General features: G+C 58.4%; 18 protein-coding genes and 1 tRNA gene. 6 read left to right on the top strand and 13 right to left on the bottom strand.

Annotation, left to right across the window (positions count from 1 at the left end; all coding sequences use genetic code 11):
• Positions 1–2 precede the first annotated feature (2 nt).
• Positions 3–1,343, top strand: coding sequence for a VWA domain-containing protein (locus HY17_RS04025; protein WP_034762925.1), 1,341 nt, complete (start codon positions 3–5; stop codon positions 1,341–1,343).
• Between the two features lie 68 nt (positions 1,344–1,411).
• Here the strand turns inward: HY17_RS04025 and HY17_RS04030 are convergent, their stop codons facing one another.
• Positions 1,412–2,812 (bottom strand): tetratricopeptide repeat protein, encoded by a 1,401-nt coding sequence (locus HY17_RS04030; RefSeq protein WP_034762927.1) that lies wholly within the window; start codon positions 2,810–2,812, stop codon positions 1,412–1,414.
• Between the two features lie 206 nt (positions 2,813–3,018).
• Positions 3,019–3,291: an energy transducer TonB gene (locus HY17_RS20670; RefSeq protein WP_369802164.1), complete on the bottom strand. Its 273-nt coding sequence runs from the start codon at positions 3,289–3,291 to the stop codon at positions 3,019–3,021.
• On the opposite strand from HY17_RS20670, the gene HY17_RS20480 reads away from it, so the two are divergent.
• On the top strand, positions 3,266–3,733 hold the full coding sequence (locus HY17_RS20480) for a hypothetical protein (protein ID WP_233348614.1): 468 nt from the start codon (positions 3,266–3,268) through the stop codon (positions 3,731–3,733). The genes HY17_RS20670 and HY17_RS20480 overlap by 26 nt on opposite strands.
• A gap of 195 nt (positions 3,734–3,928) precedes the next feature.
• On the opposite strand, the gene HY17_RS04040 is transcribed toward HY17_RS20480, so the two are convergent.
• The 7 genes from HY17_RS04040 to HY17_RS04070 all read right to left on the bottom strand — a co-directional run bounded on the left by HY17_RS04040 (position 3,929) and on the right by HY17_RS04070 (position 8,658).
• Positions 3,929–4,552, bottom strand: coding sequence for an energy transducer TonB (locus HY17_RS04040; protein WP_034762929.1), 624 nt, complete (start codon positions 4,550–4,552; stop codon positions 3,929–3,931).
• Positions 4,553–4,561: 9 nt separating this feature from the next.
• On the bottom strand, positions 4,562–4,978 hold the full coding sequence (locus HY17_RS04045) for a biopolymer transporter ExbD (RefSeq protein WP_034762931.1): 417 nt from the start codon (positions 4,976–4,978) through the stop codon (positions 4,562–4,564).
• 14 nt (positions 4,979–4,992) lie between these two features.
• Positions 4,993–5,412, bottom strand: a complete 420-nt coding sequence (locus HY17_RS04050; protein WP_034762934.1) for a biopolymer transporter ExbD — start codon at positions 5,410–5,412, stop codon at positions 4,993–4,995.
• The gene (locus HY17_RS04055) at positions 5,412–5,921 is read right to left on the bottom strand and encodes a MotA/TolQ/ExbB proton channel family protein (protein ID WP_034762936.1); all 510 of its coding nucleotides are present in this window, start codon (positions 5,919–5,921) and stop codon (positions 5,412–5,414) included. The genes HY17_RS04050 and HY17_RS04055 overlap by 1 nt, the downstream gene beginning before the upstream one ends.
• A gap of 36 nt (positions 5,922–5,957) precedes the next feature.
• A complete protein-coding gene (locus tag HY17_RS04060; RefSeq protein ID WP_034762940.1) occupies positions 5,958–7,352 on the bottom strand; it encodes a MotA/TolQ/ExbB proton channel family protein in 1,395 nt (464 codons plus the stop codon).
• A 33-nt stretch (positions 7,353–7,385) separates the two neighbouring features.
• Complete coding sequence (locus HY17_RS04065; protein ID WP_034762942.1) at positions 7,386–8,153, bottom strand: DUF3450 domain-containing protein; 768 nt, start codon at positions 8,151–8,153, stop codon at positions 7,386–7,388.
• Positions 8,154–8,583: 430 nt separating this feature from the next.
• Positions 8,584–8,658 (bottom strand) — tRNA-Gln (locus HY17_RS04070).
• A 195-nt stretch (positions 8,659–8,853) separates the two neighbouring features.
• Between HY17_RS04070 and sppA the strand changes: the two genes are divergently transcribed.
• On the top strand, positions 8,854–10,626 hold the full coding sequence (gene sppA, locus HY17_RS04075; RefSeq protein WP_034762945.1) for a signal peptide peptidase SppA: 1,773 nt from the start codon (positions 8,854–8,856) through the stop codon (positions 10,624–10,626).
• A gap of 132 nt (positions 10,627–10,758) precedes the next feature.
• On the top strand, positions 10,759–11,763 hold the full coding sequence (locus HY17_RS04080) for an NAD-dependent epimerase/dehydratase family protein (protein WP_034762949.1): 1,005 nt from the start codon (positions 10,759–10,761) through the stop codon (positions 11,761–11,763).
• Here HY17_RS04080 and HY17_RS04085 read toward each other — a convergent pair.
• Positions 11,748–12,461, bottom strand: coding sequence for an RluA family pseudouridine synthase (locus tag HY17_RS04085; protein ID WP_233348616.1), 714 nt, complete (start codon positions 12,459–12,461; stop codon positions 11,748–11,750). The genes HY17_RS04080 and HY17_RS04085 overlap by 16 nt on opposite strands.
• Before the next feature lie 14 nt (positions 12,462–12,475).
• Positions 12,476–13,786 (bottom strand): replication-associated recombination protein A, encoded by a 1,311-nt coding sequence (locus HY17_RS04090; RefSeq protein WP_034762955.1) that lies wholly within the window; start codon positions 13,784–13,786, stop codon positions 12,476–12,478.
• Between the two features lie 59 nt (positions 13,787–13,845).
• On the opposite strand from HY17_RS04090, the gene HY17_RS04095 reads away from it, so the two are divergent.
• Together HY17_RS04095 and HY17_RS04100 are read left to right on the top strand one after the other, a co-directional pair.
• Entirely contained in the window at positions 13,846–14,688 is an 843-nt protein-coding gene (locus HY17_RS04095; RefSeq protein WP_034762957.1) for a TauD/TfdA family dioxygenase, read from the top strand.
• A gap of 73 nt (positions 14,689–14,761) precedes the next feature.
• Complete coding sequence (locus HY17_RS04100; RefSeq protein WP_051599660.1) at positions 14,762–16,024, top strand: cytochrome P450; 1,263 nt, start codon at positions 14,762–14,764, stop codon at positions 16,022–16,024.
• A gap of 6 nt (positions 16,025–16,030) precedes the next feature.
• Here the strand turns inward: HY17_RS04100 and HY17_RS04105 are convergent, their stop codons facing one another.
• Together HY17_RS04105 and HY17_RS04110 are read right to left on the bottom strand one after the other, a co-directional pair.
• Positions 16,031–17,452, bottom strand: a complete 1,422-nt coding sequence (locus HY17_RS04105; protein ID WP_233348617.1) for a Do family serine endopeptidase — start codon at positions 17,450–17,452, stop codon at positions 16,031–16,033.
• 67 nt (positions 17,453–17,519) lie between these two features.
• Entirely contained in the window at positions 17,520–18,974 is a 1,455-nt protein-coding gene (locus tag HY17_RS04110; RefSeq protein ID WP_034762958.1) for an MFS transporter, read from the bottom strand.
• Positions 18,975–18,982: the final 8 nt, after the last annotated feature.

Consider the following 18,982-nt stretch of genomic DNA (forward strand, 5'->3'; position numbering starts at 1 on the left):
CCATGGAACGCCCGCTCACCAACTTCATCCGTGCCCTGCGCTCTTCAGACGTACGGGTCTCTACCGGCGAGGCGCTGGATGCCGCCCACACACTGAAGCTGATCGGCTATGCCGACCGCAGCATGCTGAAGGATTCCCTCGCCTGTGTTCTGGCGAAATCCCCGGAAGAGAAAGTGACGTTCGACGAACTGTTCGAACTCTACTTCTCAAGGCAGGAAACTGCCTCCAACGCGGAACAGGACCAGACAGACTCTTCAGACAATGACAGTTCGGAAACCGACGCGTCCAACCTTGTCGACCTGATGGAGTCCGGTGACGAAAGCGCGATCTCGCTCGCGCTTGAAAAGGCTGCCGAAGCGGCCGGTGTCGACAATATCCGCTTCTCGACCCAAGTGGCTTACTACGCCCAGCAGATGGTCAAGCAGATGGGCGGCGAAGCTCTGCAAGCGCGCCTCCTCGAAGCGCTGCAGCAAGGCGGCCCGGATGGCGATGCGGAAGCCCAGCGCCTGATCGATGTCCGCCGCGATGTCACGCTGAAAGCGCGGGACCGCGCGGAAAAAGCCTTCCAGGTTTTCGGTACCGGTGAAACACAGCAATTCCGCGATGACTATGCCGCCGAGAAAAAGCTCTCCGCGATTGACCGCAGCGACATGGAGCGGATGAAGCGGCTGATCGCAAAGATCGCCAAACGCCTCGCTGTCAAACACTCCCGCCGCAAACGCCGCCGCAACCGCGGCCAGCTGGATGTGCGCCGTACGATGCGCGCCAATGCAGGTTTCGATGGCGTGCCCTTCAATGTCGTCTGGCGCCAGAAGCGGAAGGACAAGCCGAAGATTGTCGTGATCTGCGACGTCTCCGGCTCAGTCGCGCAATATGTGCGCTTTCTGCTTCTTTTGCTCTGGTCGATGAAAGATGTCGTGCCGGACATGCACGCCTTCGCCTTCTCGTTCCGCCTCGGCTCAGTGGACGAGGTCCTGGAGCAGAACGATTTCGAAACCGCAATGGCAAAGATCCTTCGCGAATACGGCATGGGCTCGACCAGCTACGGTCAGGCCTGGTCGGACCTGAAGATCAACCACGAACAGATCATCGACCGGCGTACGACACTCCTGGTCCTGGGGGATGCGCGGTCGAATTACGGCGACCCACGAATGGATTTGTTCCGCGAATTTGCAGCCCGCGCCAAACGCGTGATCTGGCTGAATCCGGAAGGCCCCGGCCTGTGGGGCACCGGCGACAGCGTCATTCCCCGTTATGCGCCCTTCTGCGCCCAGGTCACGCATGTTTCGACCCTGAAAGACCTGGAACGCGCGGTCGACGAAATCCTCAGCGCCTACAATTGAAGCCCCTGAAAACTAAAAAGCCCCAGCCAATGGCCGGGGCTTTTCGATAGTTCAATTAACGACCTGGATCAGGTCTGCTGGCCTTTGCAGGACGGTGCTTCGTTGAAGGCCTTCTCGGCCGCATCAAGACGCTCGTTTACGGTCTTGCAGTTGTCCGTCATCTGATCTTCGCCAAGCACCGAAAGGCGCTTACAGATCTTGGCTTCGTTGGTGACGTTCAGCAGAGCCGACTGATACTGGAAGCAATCCAGCGCAGAGGCGGTCGCCTCTTCGGAATTCATGAACGCAATCCAGCTGCTGCCGGCCCGATTGTTGGCTTTGCGGAAGGCTTCGCGGGCGCCGGAACGGTCGTTACGTTCATAGCGGGACTGGCCGATCTGGACCCAAGCTGTGCCAGCGTCCTTCACACCGCCCAGGCTGAGCGCTTTCTGGAGGGCTTCTTCGGCTTTTTCCCACTCTTGCAGGTCAGCATAGGACCGGCCGAGACGCTCATACATTGCGCCGCCGCCACCTGCTTCAGCAGCAGCCTGAATCACCGGAATGGCTTTCTCGTGCTCACGGGCAACCTGGTAGAGGTTGGCCAGCAGCTCAAGATGGTCGAGGTTGCGGGAAACGCGGCCGGCATTCATTTCCTTCTCAAGGATCTTGGCGCCCTGATAGGGCACGTTGAACCGGTTGTAGAAGTTCACGATGCGCATGAGTTCGTCTTCAGTTTTCAGCATACCGGCGAGATACATCGCCTTCTGAACTTCAAACGCGCGGCGCTCCTCGTTGCTGGCGAAGTAGTTGCCTGCAATGGCGTCCCAATACTTACGCTCTGTCGGGTTATGCGCGACCACTTCCTCAAGGATGCTGGCCAGCTTCGCTTTGTCGTCAGCCTGGTTGTACAGGAAGATCAGCAGGTCATAGAGCTGCTGGTCGTACTTGGAGCCGTCTTCAGCCTTGACCAGTTCAGCCCACTTGATGGCTTCCTTGAAGTTGTCGACCCGCTGGTACAGAACCGCGAGCTGCCATTTCTGGGTGCGGTCCGGCTTGCCGCCGGCCTGCTGCCACTTGGTCATGTATTCGAGGGACTTGTTGATGTCCTCTTCCTGCAGATAGATCTGGGCGATGTTGTAGTAGGTCTGCGCCCGGTCCTTGTCTGCAATGTAGCCCTTGTTCAGGGCGGAGAGGAGGTCGTTCACAGCGGCCTTGCGATCACCCTTCTGGATGTTGATGTAAGCCGACAGCTTCAGGACAGCGCCTTCTTCATAACAATTCAGCCCCATCTGCTTGAGCTGGTTCATCTTGTTGGCGGCTGTCACGTAATCGTTGTTCGTCATCGCCGCTTGTTCGGCGTCCAGGTAAAGCTGGCCCGTTTTCGACGAAAACTCTGTTTCTTCGCACGCCTGTGCGAGCGCCGAACCGGCGCCAACTGACACCATGATGCCGGCAATGACGGCGCCTTTGAGAACAGATCTGATACCCATAATTCCTCTCCTGACCGCTGGCGTAGCGGAGTTGTACCCAATCAACCGGAATTGCCCGGCAGGATCAAGGACTTCAGCGCGGCTTCTGAGGCTTTTTATCTGCGCCAAATGACCCGTTTCCAGGTTGGTCGTGACTTGCCCTTGATATGGTTCGGTCGCAACCCTCTCGTCAATGCTGATACACATGCGAACGCGTTGATTCCACATCACTGCAACCTGAATTCCATGGGATAGACATAATTGTGCGACTCGACAGGCACTCCCTGCCTGATTTCTGGCAGAAACTCAGCCCTGCTGACTGCCCTGACGGCTTCTTTTTCGAATCCGGCATGGGAACAATTGGCTGTGACATCGTAAGGCAGGCCTCTGGTGCTGAGGCTGAAATGGACATCACAGGTCCCCTCCAGTCCTTTCGAAGCCATTGACCGCGGATATGACGCAACCGGAGGCCGGATGGCCTGGGCGAGCCGCTCGCCCATTGCTTGCGGTGCAGGCGGCGCGAACCTGATTGTCTCGCGCAAAAGTGTCCAGTTTCCGGGCTGGATGACTGGCACAGGAAAGCCGGAAACGCCCGGGTCAATTTTGGAAACTGGCGGCATTGGCGGCAGCTCAACATTCAACGGTGTAACCGGTTTCCGATCAATCCGCACTGGATCGCTGGGTTCACGCTGTGGGGTTATAGTGGACAAGGGTCTCTGCACGACTTTGGGCAATTCGACCTCATCGACCCGGATCAATTGCGTCATGGTGGCAAACAAGCCAAGGGTCACGATTGCCGCCGGCGCCAGCGAAGTCAGAAATCTCCTTTCCCGCCCCAGGAAGCTACCTGTCCCAGCCGATCCTCCAACTGAGCCAGACGCCTTCGCGCCAATGCCGTTTCCACTCAATGCGACCATGATTTTCCTCCGTGCCTTTTTGTAACTTTATCACATAACTAATAGTGTTACGCAAGGGAAAGCTGAGGGAAGGATCGAGATTTTTCTACTTATGTTTGCAATTCGTGATCTGATGGGGGGCTTCCGGCGGTGATCACAAGCCCCCCGAATATCTCGCCCAAACAAGAAAGGGCGCCCCGAGGAGCGCCCTTTTTAGAAATTTGACAATGAAGCCAGAGGCTTACTGGAGTTTGAATTCCAGCGGATAGACCACGTTCCGGCGTTCAGCCGCCTTACCGCGAACGATCTTCGGCGCGAATTCAACCCGGCCGACTGCCCGTTCAGCTTCACGCGTGAAGACGCTGTCCGTGCAGGTTGCCTGGATGTTGTACGGCTTACCGCGCGTATCCACGTCAAAGCGCACTTCACACGAACCTTCGATACCCCGCTCAGCAGCACGCTGCGGATAAGTCGGCACCGGCGGACGGATCGGCTGAGCGTCACGGTCAGAGATCGCCACCGGGTCGATCGCGAGCGACTGCATGCGGCCGAGGTTGAGCTCGGTCGGGGCAGCACCCTCAATCTGCGGTGTCGGCAGATTGATGTTGGATTTCGTGGCCGAAACCTTCGGCGGCGGCGGCGGCTTCTTGGCCGAGTCGATCCGCTTCGGCTTCGAACGCTGACGCGTACGAACCTCGGAGTCCTGTTGCTGCGGCGTGATAGCCGTAAGAACCCGCTGCTCACCCTTTTCCAGGTTCACTTCCTTCACCAAGATGAGCTGGCTCATGACGATGAAAAGGAGATAAACAATCGGGATGGCGATAGCGACACCAACCAACAGTCTCGTCAGGGGATTAGTGAACATCCTGTTCTCCTATTCAATCTTGGCCGAGATGTTGATGGCGGTGGCACCATCGAGGCGGTTGATGGTCTCCATCACATCGACGAGCGTTTCGGCAGACGAGTTCACGTCAGCCTGAACCACGATTTCACCGCGGGGGTTATCTTCACGCATCTGCTTGATGGTGAAGCCAACTTCCTCCGGAGAGATCAGCTTCTTGTCGATGTAGATTTCGCTTTCGTCTGTGATCGCGATCAGGATGGCGAGCGGCTTGGCATCCGCCTTGTTGTCCACGTCCGGACGGATGATACCAACACCCGGCTCCTTGATGAACTGTGCCGTCACGATGAAGAAGATGAGGAGGATGAACACCACGTCGAGCATCGGCGTGAGGTTCACATCATCCTCTGCACCCCCTGAGGCAAAAGCCTGGCGTTTTCTGCGTGCCATACTGGGTGCTCCTCTTACTGGTCCTGCGACAGAACGAGGTTAACCCCCGTCTGATAGCCGGCATTATAGGCGGCGTCCCGGATAAGGACGATGACACCACTTTTCGCACGCGGATGTGCCTGAATTATGACCTGGCTCTCCGGCGTCTCTGCCCGAACACGTTCGATGTTGGCCCGAACGGAGCCGATATCGGTGTTGCGGCCATTGACCGTGATCATGTTGGACTCATCCACATAGATCAGAATCGCTGGCACAGATTGCGTCTGTTCCTGATCTGGCGGTGCAGGCGGCGGCGGAGGCTCAAGGCCCATCGCTTTTTCCTGCGCGAAGGTCGAGGTCACGATGAAGAAGATGAGCAGGATGAAAACAACATCCAGCATCGGCGTGAGGTCGACATTGGCCTCTTCAGGCGCGTCATGTGTACGTCCTCGCATCAGCTAATCTCCATCGCGTCTTCAACCTGTTGGACCGAGCGGGCAACCCGGCGGTCCATGCCGGATGTGAATAGAATGCCGGACAGAGACGCCACCATGCCGGCCATGGTCGGGATCGTGGCACGCGACACACCGGCCGACATGGCCTTCGCATCTGCACCATTCGTGATCGCCATGACGTCAAACACGGCGACCATCCCGGTCACGGTACCCAGCAGACCCAGCAGCGGTGCCAGAGACACCATGGCCTTGGTCAGGCTGACATTCTGCTCCGCTTTCATGCGGACTTCTGAGACCAGCTTATCGCGGATCCAGTGAGCGAAGGTCGATTTCCTGTCGGAGCGCGAACGCCACTCCGCAATCGCCTCAGCGGCCACCTGCTTATGGGCAAATCTGAAATAGAACACACGTTCCAGGATCAGTGCCCACATAACGAATGTTGCAAACATAATAACCAGCAACACCGGACCGCCTCGGTCGAGGAAAGCTTGTAGATCTAGCAAACCCATACGGGCTCCTCCTCAATTGAGGCTACGGGGAGCGGCTTACGCCGCACCACGCAGGGATTCCGCCTTCTCAGCGATCAGGCCAGCAGCCTGCTCGTCGAGGATCTGCTGATTACCGCGCGCCATCGAGGCGATGATCGCGTGCACCAGCAGAAGCGGGATGGCGGAAACAAGACCGAACACGGTGGTCATAAGAGCGACCGAGATACCGCCAGCCATCAGCTTCGGATCGCCGGCACCGTAGATGGTGATCGACGTAAAGGTGATGATCATACCGATAACCGTACCGAGAAGGCCGAGCAGCGGAGAAACAGCCGACAGGACTTTCACGATATCGTTGAAGCGCTCGATGCGCGGCGATTCACGCAGGATCTGTTCGTCCAGCTTGAGTTCCAGCGTCTCGATGTCGGAACCACGGTTCTGTTCGTAGGTTTCAAACAGGCGTGCCAGCGGGTTGCCGTCGCCGGCCTGACGGGTTTTCGCCGTCTTGCGCATGGAACCGCCCATCGTGAACAGGGTGAACATCTTGTAGAAGCCGATCAGCAGGCCGATCGCCAGCAAGAACATGATGACAGCACCAACCGGGCCACCCTGCTTGATACGGTCGCTGAGGACCGGCAGGTCGCCGAGAATACCAAACAGGTTGCCTTTCGACGGATCGACCGGTGCGCGGACAAGCTGATCAGGACCAGCATTGATGAGCGACTTCATTGCACCCGCGTAAGAGCCAGCCGGCTGAGTCTTGAAGGCCTGCAGGAAGGTGTCGCCGTTGTCTTTCTTTTTGACTTCAACGAATTTGGCGCCGTCGGTCGTTGCCGCGGTGAACACACCGACACGCATCAGTTCGACATCAGCATTCGAAGCATCCGGACCGACACCATCAACCGTTGCGGTGAAGGTTTTGACTTCGGACTGAGCAATCATTTCCTGAAGGATTGCCTTCGGAAGACGCTCAAGCTGAGCGCGGTTCGGAAGCGTGCGGGCTTCGGCGATTTCGGCGATACCTTCAACGCGGCCCTGATAGTCGAAGTTTGCGAAGGAGTTCGCGATTTCCGGCATGGTTTCACCAGCTGCCGAACGGAACTGACCAAGCAGCTCCTGGAAATCGCCGGCCTGAGCCGTGACCTGTGCTTCCAGATCAGCAAGCGTGGCTTCGTTTGCATCAAACTCGGCACCGAGGGCACGGCCGCGAGCTTCAGCAGCGTTCAGAGCGCCGCGGGCTTCAGCCATCTTGGCTTCCTGAGCGTTCTTGTCTTGCTGGAACTCTCTGAGACGCTGCTGGTTTTCAGCGGTCATCTCATTGGAATCTGCCTGAACGCGCTTGAGCACGTCGGCAAGTGACTGAGCAGACGCCGGTGCGGCGAAGGTCATTGCGCTAAGGCCGAGCAGCGATGCTGCACCCAGAGCCTTCAGCGAGGATTTGAAATTCAACATTACGGTTTTCCTCTTAGTTCTCTGAGCCGGGCCTTACTGGACCTGGAACTTCTGGATCGGAGCGAACAGGACAGTCTGCTGCGCCTTGGCCTGAGCAACCCGGATGGCTTTCTGGATATCAGATACGTACTTGCCCGGAAGCGCTTCCCACGAACCGGTGGAACGGTTGTAGCTGGCGGCCTTGCCGTTCGGCGTCAGATAAACCAGCGCAACACGGCCATAGAGGAACATGTCGACGGTCGTCGGGTTACCGTCGATGTCAATTTCTTCCTGCCAGGTGCTGATCGTGCGGCCGTATTCCATCTCGGCCTGATAGGCCTCCATGATCAGGCGATACTGTTCTGCCGGCGTCACGTCCGGTTGGGACATGATGCCGTCGAGCGCTTCCATGCGGGCGGAACGCTCAACCTTCTTGAATGGCAGATCAGCGGCCACGAAGGTTTTCAGGTCTTCGACCATGCTGAGAAGCATCGGGACGGTTTGTGCAGTGATGTCGTCGATCGAGCCGAGCTGCTCGGTCAGCGATGCAATTTCTTCGCGCTGCGAGGCAACAACCAGTTCCTGCTGTTTTGCGTACAGGTCAGCAGCGTCGCGGCGCTGCAGAAGCGTACGATATTCGCGAACCATGTCGGTCCGCTCATCATCCAGCTGGTTGATCTGGTTCTGGACCTGCTCTGCACGGCGGGTCGCCTGTTCGCCGACATCGAGCGCCTGGCGCAACTGGGCCTGGGCCGGAATGGCCAGTCCTGCGATAAGCGCCGCGGCAATCACGCCGCGAGCTGGTGACAGAAGTTTCTTCATGAGGTTTGCCTCTCACTCTCCAAACGGTCGCGCTGGTGTCGCGCGGGAAATCCGACTTTCGGGCACTCCGCTAACGAGAGCGTCCCGGTCCTTACAAAACCTCACACACAAACGAGGCAAGTTCCCTTGGAAGCAGAGAGGCGGAGACCGCCCAACACCTCCCCTGAGTTTTTCGGGACGTTATCCGCCCTCTGTCATTGATCCCTGATTGGCCCGCCTTCTGGCAGGTCCGCGGCAAAGCCCTTAGCTGTGAAACCGGACGCTAACAACCCTCTGTGACACGATCAACAAGGCTTTACGATTCATTTAGAAAATATCTGGCGGCTGCACGAACGCAACACGTCGCATGCAGTGCGCACCCGCAATATCGGACTGTGATGAGAAGCTGACCGGGCTGCAAAACCGACAGGCAGGAGGCGCCGGGAAAAAATGGCTGGGGTGCCAGGATTCGAACCTGGGAATGCCGGTACCAAAAACCGGTGCCTTACCACTTGGCGACACCCCAACGGAGGCGCCGGGATAGCCACTCTTTCTTTCGCTGGCAACACCCGTTCGCACTGCATTCCAGCACTTCTTTCATGTTACCTGCGTTTTGCTGCAAATTTCGCCTCTTAGCAGAGCCGAACCTTTACATTTTATCGATTATCGACAATATCAGGTATCAAACCGCCCCTTGGTCAGAACCGGAGACCACACCCCAATGAGAACTTTTTTCCTGTCGATGGCAGGTGCCCTTGTCGCCATGTTTCTTTTCCTTTTCCTGATGGTGATCTTCTTCGTCGGAATCATTTTCAGCGCGACATCGTCGGCGCCCGACACGCCGGACAACATCGTGTTGTCGATGGACCTGAATGCAGAATACTCCGATCAGGCGCCTGTCAGCGGAATTGCAGCTTTTTCAGAAACGCCCGGATTTGTAGACCTTTTGACCAAACTTCAGGCAGCCGAAGCCGATGACTCGGTGAAAGGCCTGTATCTGAGAGGGGCAACCGTTGGCATCGGAAGCTCTCGCGCAGAGGAACTTCGTGAAGCTCTCCTCAGTTTCCGTGACTCAGGAAAATTCGTGATTGCCCATACACAAGGCACGTTTGGTGTTGGCGGCCCGTCCGCTTTGCGTTCGATCACCCCTGCCGATGAAGTCTGGATCCAGCCCGGCTCCGAAGTCTTCGCGGCAGGCGTCACGTTCGAGACGGAATTTCTCAAAGGCCTGTTCGACAAGATCGACGTGACGCCGGAGATTTACCCCTTCTACGAATACAAGAATGCGCCGAACTCCTATAATGAAAGCGGCTACACGGCGCCGCACCGCGAAGCCATGACACAACTGGCCGAGTCGCTGTGGACCCAATCCCTGAACGATATCGCCGCCGACCGGGGCCTGACGGTTCCGGAAGTAAAAACTGCTCTGGAAAGCGGCCCGATGACGGCAGAACAGGTCATCGCAAACAAGCTGATGGACAAGGAAGGCTACCCGGAAGAGGCAGAAGAGGCTGCGAAAGAGAAAGCCGGCAAAGACGCCGAGTTCATTGATCTCGCCAGCTACACCCCGCCTTCCCTTCCGCTTAAGGCGCCGGCCATCGCCATTGTCGGTGGTGAAGGCGCCGTCGTAACCGGCGGCACCAATTCCGGCTCGCCATTCGAGTCCGGACCTGCTTTCGCGTCTGACACCGTCGCCCGGGCCATTCTGGATGCTGGTGACAATGAAAAAGTGAAAGCGATTGTGTTCCGCGTCGACAGCCCCGGAGGCTCACCGACGGCTTCGGACCAGATCTGGAATGCCATTGAGCGCGTCCAGGCCAAGGGCAAACCGGTGGTTGTGTCCATGGGCTCCCTGGCAGCGTCTGGTGGGTACTATGTATCGGCCGGGGCCGACTACATTGTCGCCAACCGCTCCACGATCACCGGCTCGATCGGTATCTTCGGCGGCAAGTTCGCACTCGCTGGCGGTTTCAACAAACTGGGCGTCACGTTTGACACCGTCTCGGTAGGCGGGGAATTTGCTGACGCCTACGGCATGGACAAGTTCACGCCGGAGCAGGAAGCTGAAGTGAAGGCTTCACTGAAGCGCGGCTATGACCGGTTCGTCGGGATCGTCGCCGACGGCCGGGGCATGTCCTATGACGAAGTCCATGACGTTGCTCGCGGTCATGTGTGGAGCGGCGAAGATGCTCTGGATCGCGGCCTGGTTGATGAAATCGGGTCTTTCACGGATGCGATCGCCAAAGCGAAGGAACTAGCTGGAATCGACGCCGAAACCGCGCCGCGCCTGATCTACTATCCACATCGCAAATCGGGCTTTGAAGCATTGGAGAGCCTGTTCGGTGCATCCGCGCAAACGGCAGAGTCCATGGCCGCGATTTCGAGCCTGACGGAAGACAAGCGCATTCAGATCCTGCTGGATGAACTGGCCACCGCCCGTGCGCTCAGCACTGGCGAAGCCCAGGCAATCGTCCCGCGCATGAATGAGCGGTAGGCACGATCGCCTGCGGAAACCTGACCGAGAAGGCCTTCCGGGAAACCGGAAGGCCTTTTCTTTGAAGCGGCGTTCAATGCTTGTACGGACAGCAGCGATCATATAGCCCGGAACCCAAAACAGGGCATAAGCATGAAGATCCTCGTTACCGGCGCCGCCGGTTTTATTGGTAGTGAATTGTCCCTTCGCCTCGTGAAGGAAGGCCACGAGGTGACCGGCGTCGATTGTTTCTCGGCCTATTATGATGTCGCCCTGAAACGGAACCGCGTGAAGCGGCTGGACGCCTACAAGAACTTTCGCATGCACGAAATAAAGGTTGAAGATGAGGAGGCGATGACGATCGCCTTCCGTGAAAGCACTCCCGATATTGTCGTTCACCTCGCCGCGCAGGCGGGTGTCCGCTACAGCCTGGATCACCCGCGAGAATACATTTCATCCAATATTGTCGGCTCGTTCAATGTGATTGATCTGGCAAGACTTCACGGCACCAAGCACCTTGTCCTTGCGTCCACTTCATCCGCCTACGGTGCAAACCAGAAATTCCCGTTTGAAGAAACCGACCCCGCCCCTCACCCCCTGACGATTTACGCCGCGACCAAACTGTCGAGCGAATTGATCGCCCACAGCCACTCCCACCTTTACGGCACCCCCACGACGCTTCTCCGCTTTTTCAGCGTCTACGGCCCATGGGGCAGACCGGACATGGCATTCTTCCTGTTCACCGACCGAATTTTCAAGAACCAGCCCATCGACGTCTATAATCGCGGCGATCTTATGCGGGACTTCACATATATCGATGACCTTGTCGAAGCGATCCGCCGCCTGATGGACACCCCGCCCATCGCTGGAGAACCCGTTACGCGGAACGACTCTCTCAGCCCTGTTGCGCCGTATCGGCTGGTCAATATCGGTCATGCAGCCCCTGTGCGCCTGATGGACTATATCGAAGCCATTGAAGAGGCGATCGGCAAAACGGCCGTGAAGAACATGCTGGACATGCAGCCCGGCGATGTGAAGCAGACCTATGCCGATGTAAGCCTGTTGAAGGCACTTACCGGATATGTTCCCACCACGGATGTGAAAGCCGGCATTCAGGCCTTCGTCGATTGGTACCGCGACTACTATAAACCGGCCTGAAGGCCGAGTGCCGTAGCGGCCAACTTGAAGTCTTCAGGCAAAGGCGCCTCAAAGCACATTTCACCTCCATCCGGGTGCCGCACAACGAGCTTCGCAGCATGTAGCATCAGGCGCGACGCACCTTCTGCGCCGGTGCCGTAGAGCCAATCCCCCAGGATTGGCATCCCGGCAATGGATAAGTGCGCGCGGATCTGGTGCATCCGGCCTGTCTCAGGCCGCGCTTCGAGCAGCGCGGCATCACCGCTTCGTGCCAGAATGCGCCAATGCGTCACCGCCGCTAGCGCCCCTTTCCGACCGGGATTTGCTGCAATCATCCGCGGCCGCCCGGCTTCCTCGACTTTGACCAGAGGCGTGTTCAGAGCGCCCTCATCGGCAAACGGCAATGCGCCACGGACAAGTGCAAGATACGTTTTTTCAGTCCGCCGGGACGCGAACTCTTCCGACAGGAATGCCGCAGCAGGCTGCGTCCGTGCCGTTATGATGACGCCGGAAGTCCCAAGATCCAGACGATGGACGAGCCGGGGGCGCTTTCCGTTTGATTTGGCGAAGGCGACCAGCAGGTCGTCCAGAGATCTGGAAATGCCGCCGCCGCCTTGAACCGCAAGGCCGGACGGTTTGTTGAACACGATCACCTTGTCGTCCTCATGGATGACAAGGTTGCGCACGAAGTCGGCATCCTCCGTACTGAGTTCTGGCACGGGACGATTGCGCGTCACGCTCCACCCTTTCGGTCTCGGAGCTTCGCAATCCACGCAAGGCGTTCGGCGATCGACTTCTCCCGCCCCTCTCCTTTAGGTTGGTAGAAGGATTGCCTTTCCATACCATCCGGAAAATAGTTCTGACCGGACACCCCTTCTTCCGTATCGTGATCATAGGCATACCCCGCGCCGTACCCCTGATCCTTCATCATCTTCGTGGGTGCATTCAGAATGTGTTTCGGGGGCATCAGGCTGCCGGTGTCACGCGCGGACTGAAGAGCGGCCTTCCAAGCCACGTAGGCCGCATTCGATTTGGGCGCGGTCGCCAAATGGATCACTGCGTGTGCAAGCGCCAGCTCCCCTTCCGGAGACCCCATTCGCTCGTAGGCCCGGGCGGCTTCGCTTGTCACCATCAGCGCCGTCGGGTCGGCAAGGCCGATATCCTCGCTGGCCATACGGACAAGGCGGCGAGCCAGATAGAGCGGGTCTTCCCCGCCATCTATCATTCGCGCGAACCAGTAGAGCGCCGCATCGGGGTCCGATCCCCGGACAGCCTTGTGTAAGGCCGAGATCAGATTGTAGTGGCCGTCCCCGGCCTTGTCGTAGGCAGGTGCGCGCTTTTGCAAACCTGCGGTTACTTGCGCAAGGCTCAATACCGACGTCGGCCCGGCAAGCGCATAGAGCTGCTCCACGATATTGAGGAGGTAGCGCCCGTCACCATCGGCCATTGCGAGAACCGGAGCGACCGCTTCTTTCACAACAGGCAAGGGACGCCCTTCAAGCGCCTCTGCCCTGCTGATCAGCTCCGTCAGCGCCGTCTCTTCCAGCCGCTTGAGCACCAGCACCTGACAGCGTGACAGGAGCGCGCCGTTGATTTCGAAGCTTGGGTTCTCGGTCGTCGCGCCGACCAGCGTAACGACACCACTTTCGACAAACGGCAGGAAGCCGTCCTGCTGCGCCTTGTTGAAACGGTGAATCTCATCGACAAACAGAAGCGTGCCCTTGCCGACCTTCCAGCGCCCTTCCGCCCGGTCGAACGCCGCGCGCAGGTCTTTCACCCCTGAAAAAATCGCACTGATCGCCTCGAATTCGAGATCGGTTTCCTGCGCAAGCAAACGGGCGATGGTCGTCTTGCCGACACCGGGCGGCCCCCAGAAAATGATCGAGGACAGTCGCTTTGCCTGCAGCACACGCGTCAGCGTGCCATCCGGGCCGACCAGATGGTCCTGCCCGACGACTTCCGACAGTTTCTGCGGGCGCAACCGGTCCGCAAGGGGACGCGGGGCCCCTTCAGACATTCCGGCTGCTTCAAACAAATCGCTCATGGCCCATGTTCTAGGCGAGCTGGCGGCTCGTGATAAGATAGGCACCGGAGGAAACGCATATGAGCCTGGAGATCACACCATCCGGGCAGGCCTGCGGCGCAACCGTGCGCGGCGTGGACCTGACCCATCCGTTGGACAAAGAGACGATCGCTGAAATCCGGAAGGCCTGGCTGGACTACCAGGTCCTGTCTTTTCCGGACCAGAAGATGACCAATTCGGACTTAGAGCGATTTACGCAGTACTTTGGGCCATTCGGCGATGACCCATTCATTGCCCCCATCGAAGGGCATCCGCACATCATCGCCGTCAAACGCGCCGCAGACGAAACCGCCCCGATTTTCGCGGAAAGCTGGCACTCCGACTGGAGCTTCCAGAAACGCCCGCCTCAGGGAACCTGCCTGTTCGGCATTACCATTCCGCCCAGTGGCGGCGATACGCTCTTCGCAAACCAGTATATGGCGCTGGAGCAAATGCCGGACGAGCTGCGCGAACGCATTGAAGGGCGCCACGCCATTCATTCGGCCCGCAATGCCTATTCTCCGGTAGGAATGTATGGCGAAGATGACAAGGCCAAGGGACGGAGCATGGACATCCGCCCATCTTCCGACGCTGAGGCGACAGAGCGGCACGACCTCATTCGCACGCATCCAGAAACGGGCCGCAAGTCCCTGTTCGGCTGCGCCGGCTATATTGTCGGGATTGCCGGGATGGATCAGGAGGAAGGCTGGGAATTGGTGACGGATCTCTATCGCTGGCAGACCCGACCGGAGTTCCAGTACCGGCACAAATGGGAACCGGACATGCTGCTGATGTGGGACAATCGCTGCCTTCTGCACATGGCGACAGGCGGCTACGCCGGACACGATCGCTTGCTGCACCGCACAACAATTGGGGCGGCTTAAAAACTTTCCAGCGGCGCGCTTCGCACGTACTCTATTTCCCATAAGGGCGAAAAAGCCTGTTTGGGAGGAAAATATGGCCGACACAGCGCAGTCGATAGACGTGGAAGTTCCTGATCCGTGGAGCCTTCCCCTTGAAGGTTTCGACGTTTCGAAAGCGGAAATCTTCCAGCAAAACAAACAGGGTGAGTATTTCAGACGACTGCGCAAGGAAGCCCCGGTCCACTATTGCCCGGAAAGTGCCGTGGGCGCCTACTGGTCCGTCACGAAATACAACGACATCATTGCGGTCGATTCGAACCACAAAGTGTTCTCGTCCGTCCCCAGCATCGTGATTGGCGACCCGTCTGACGACTTCCAGCCGCCGATGTTCATCGCAATGGATCCGCCGATCCATGACATCCAGCGTAAAGCCGCCCAGCCAGCTGTCGCCCCGAGCCAGCTGTCGGAACTGGAAGACCTGATCCGACAGCGCGTCTGCAATATCCTGGACAGCTTGCCGGTTGGTGAGGAATTCAACTGGGTGGACCGTGTTTCAATCGAGCTGACCACCCAGATGCTCGCGACGTTATTCGACTACCCGTTTGAAGACCGGCACAAGCTGCCCTTCTGGTCCGATGTCGCAACCACATCCGACGCAGTCGGCGTCGCCGGCGCAGACATGGAATGGCGGATGAAGCATCTCAATGAATGCCTCGCCAGCTTCACTGAGCTTTGGCACCAACGCGCCGCAGAGCCGCGAAAGTTCGACTTCATTTCCTTGCTGGCCCATGATCCGAAGACGAAGGACATGGTCAACAATCCGATCGAACTGCTCGGCAACCTGATGCTGCTGATCGTGGGCGGAAACGACACGACCCGCAACTCGATCTCCGGCGGCGTCTACTTCCTCAACAAGTTTCCGGACCAGTACGCCAAACTGAAAGCGGACCCTTCGCTGATCCCCAACATGGTCTCAGAGATTATCCGCTACCAGACCCCTCTGGCCCATATGCGGCGCGTGGCGACGGAAGATACGGAACTTGGCGGGCAAAAGATCCGCAAGGGCGACAAGGTCGTGATGTGGTATGTGTCCGGCAACCGCGATGAGGAAGCGATCGAACGGCCTGACGAATTCCTGATCGATCGCCAGAATGCCCGCCGTCACGTTTCGTTTGGTTTCGGCATCCACCGCTGCATGGGCAACCGTGTCGCCGAGATGCAGCTGCGAATCCTGTGGGAAGAGATCATGAACCGCTTCGAAAATGTCGAAGTCGTCGGCGAACCGGAACGCGTCCTGTCGAACTTCGTGCTCGGCTACACCCACCTGCCGGTGGTCCTGCATCCGAAAACGAACTGAAGCGATTCAGAGGCGGACCGTCCCCCGGATGGTCCGCCCGTTGCGGTCCAGCTCAATATTCCAGCTTCGATCTGAATCCTTGAGCACGGCTTCCAGGTCTTTCACGGTCTTGGTCTGCTTGCCGTTGACGGAACGAATGATGTCGCCCGGACGGAAATAGTTGCGCGCCACGGACCGGCGGGCGACGGAATAGACATAGATGCCGGAGCCTTTCTGGAACGGGTCCAGCCCGTTCTCCTCGGCAAGGCGAGGTGAAAGCTCAACCACACGCGCGCCGTTGAAAACATCCTGCCCTTCCAGCAACACGATATCAGCCTCCGTTGCGCCGGGTGGCGGCTCAACCTTGACGCCGATCACCTGATTGCGGCCACCGCGCAGCACGTTGAGCTGCGCTTTTTCACCGGGATTCCGGATGGCGGCGAGGAATTTCAGGCCTTTCTCGTCGAACACTTCCCGGCCATCGATGGCGGTGACCAGATCACCACGGCGCAGACCAGACTTGTCAGCCGGCCCACCGTCGTAAACCTCTGTGACCATCACGCCGATGGGACGGGACAGGCCCTGCGCCTTGGCCATATCGAAACTGACCGATTGCGCGGCGAGCCCCAGCCATGGGCGCACAAACGTACCTTCATTCATGGCCGCATCGACAACGCGCTTGACCATTTCGGACGGGATGGCGAAGCCGATGCCATTCGATCCGCCGCCCCGCGAAAAGATCGCTGTGTTCACGCCGACCAGCTGACCCTTCATATTCACAAGTGCCCCGCCGGAGTTACCAGGATTCACCGCCGCGTCGGTCTGAATGAAGAAGGAGTAGTCGGAGATGCCGACATCAGTACGGGCCGTCGCGGAGATAATGCCGCTGGTGACGGTCTGGCCGACGCCAAACGGGTTGCCGATGGCCATTACAAGATCGCCCACCTGCGCCTCTCGCGTGTCGGCGTAGTGCAGGACCGGCAGCTTGTCGCCGCCGGTATCGATTTTGAGCACGGCAAGGTCTGTCCGCTCGTCGTTCAGAACCAGCTCCGCCGGATACTCCCGCCGGTCGCTCAGGACGACACGAAATGAATCCGCATCTTCAACGACGTGGTTGTTGGTGACAATCACACCGTCCTCACGGACGACAACACCGGAGCCGAGGGAGTTCTGAACCCGGCTTTGCGGCGCAGCGCGGCCATAGAGAAGCATCTCCATCGGCGTGACACCTGTCTTCACCGTCTTCTGTGTGTAGACGTTCACGACGGCGGGCGAGACTTCTTTCACAAGCGGCGCGAAGGTCAGCTCGATCTCGGATCGCGTCTCCGGCAATCGCTGGGCATGGGCCATGAGGGGTGAAACCGCCAGCACCAGAAGTGCCACCACACAAAGCCCGGCCACAACCAGGTACTTTGAAACATGTCTTGTCATGCGAAGAGCGTGCATCATGTCTATGGCTCTATTGCGGCGCTGAAGGAGTGGCAATTCGGCGGTTCATGACAATTCAGTCAGAAATTCAGTGACTTGCCTCTTCTGCCCCTCGTGCTGCGAGTGTCGCAAGGTTGTTTTCATGCGACTCGCGGCTGATCCGGTAGAAGCCCACGCAGAGCATCATCAGCGTCCATGCTGCGAGCAGCGTCACCGCATATCCCCAACCAAGCGAAGTCAACGAGCTGTCGGTGACCTTGTCTGGCTGAGCCCCTTCCTGAATACCGGCAAATGTAAGAACCACGGTCGCGACGAATACGCCGGAGGCCTGCGCCAGCTTTCGGATGAAGCTGATCCCGGCATAGAAGATGCCTTCCGACCGTCGGCCCGTCTGAACCTCGCTGTCCTCGACAATGTCAGCAACCATCGAGCCCATAAGCATCTGCGTGGCGATGATGAGCGCCAGGTCAAAGATCGTGATTGTGAGTACGATATTATAGAGTGCGTCCGAGCCGTTCGGCGGCATGATCCCGATCAGCCGGGCGAAGACCGGCGCCGGGGCAATCGTGAATGCCAGGACGCCGATCGAGAGGGCAGCGCGTTTCTTTCCGAACATCCGCCCGGCGATCGGCGCAATGATCAGGGCCAGCACAGCTGAAATGTACACAGCGACTGTCAGGCCTGCCGTCTGGGTCGTTGTGAAGCCCCAGAAATAGCCATTGATGTACTGGTTGAGTGAAGCGGAAACGCCGGAGGCCAGCAGACCGAAGAGCGTGGCCAGGAACAAGGCCCGGAACGACGGGTTCGAAATCGTCTCGAAGATTTCCGAGAAGACCTTGCCCAGGGTCAGGTTCCTTTGCGCGGGCGGTGCCTTGAGATGAGGTATGCGGGCATGCGTGCCGAATGTCGACACGGCCGCCGCCAGCAGAATGACACCGGCTGCGACCTGACCATAGAGATGCCAGCCGGGAATATGGAAATAGCCGGACGGGTTCTGTTCGCTCGGCTTCAACAGGAAGAAGAGCAGGAAAATCTGGATGGAAAGACCGCCAACCCATGCGAAGAAGTAGCGGTACGACATCAGGCTGGTGCGAGCATCATATTCCGGCGTCAGCTCCGGAACCAGCGCCGTACTCGGCACCTCATACATCGTGAAAGACAGCCGTACACTGATTGTCAGAACCAGAAGCCAGACAAACAAGCCGTTTGTCGACAGGCCTTCAGGCGGGTTCCAGGCGAGGTAGTAAGTCAGCCCGACCGGAAGGAGCGCCGCATACATGAAAGGATGCCGCCGGCCGATACGGGTGCGTATATTGTCTGACCAATACCCGACGATTGGATCGGACATGGCATCGACGACCAGCGCGATCATCAGGGCGAGGAAAACCATCGCCGCAGGAACACCCAGAATCTGGCTGTAGAAGAACAGCAGGAAGTATTCGAACCCGTTGTTCTTGATCCCTTCGGCCGCGCCGCCAAACCCGAACGCAAGCCGGGTTGGCAGGCTCGGCCCGGAGGCCTTTGCGGTGACAGCGTCAGTCATCGCCGGCC

The organism is Hyphomonas sp. CY54-11-8 (genome assembly GCF_000682735.1).
In the GTDB taxonomy this organism is placed as follows: domain Bacteria; phylum Pseudomonadota; class Alphaproteobacteria; order Caulobacterales; family Hyphomonadaceae; genus Hyphomonas.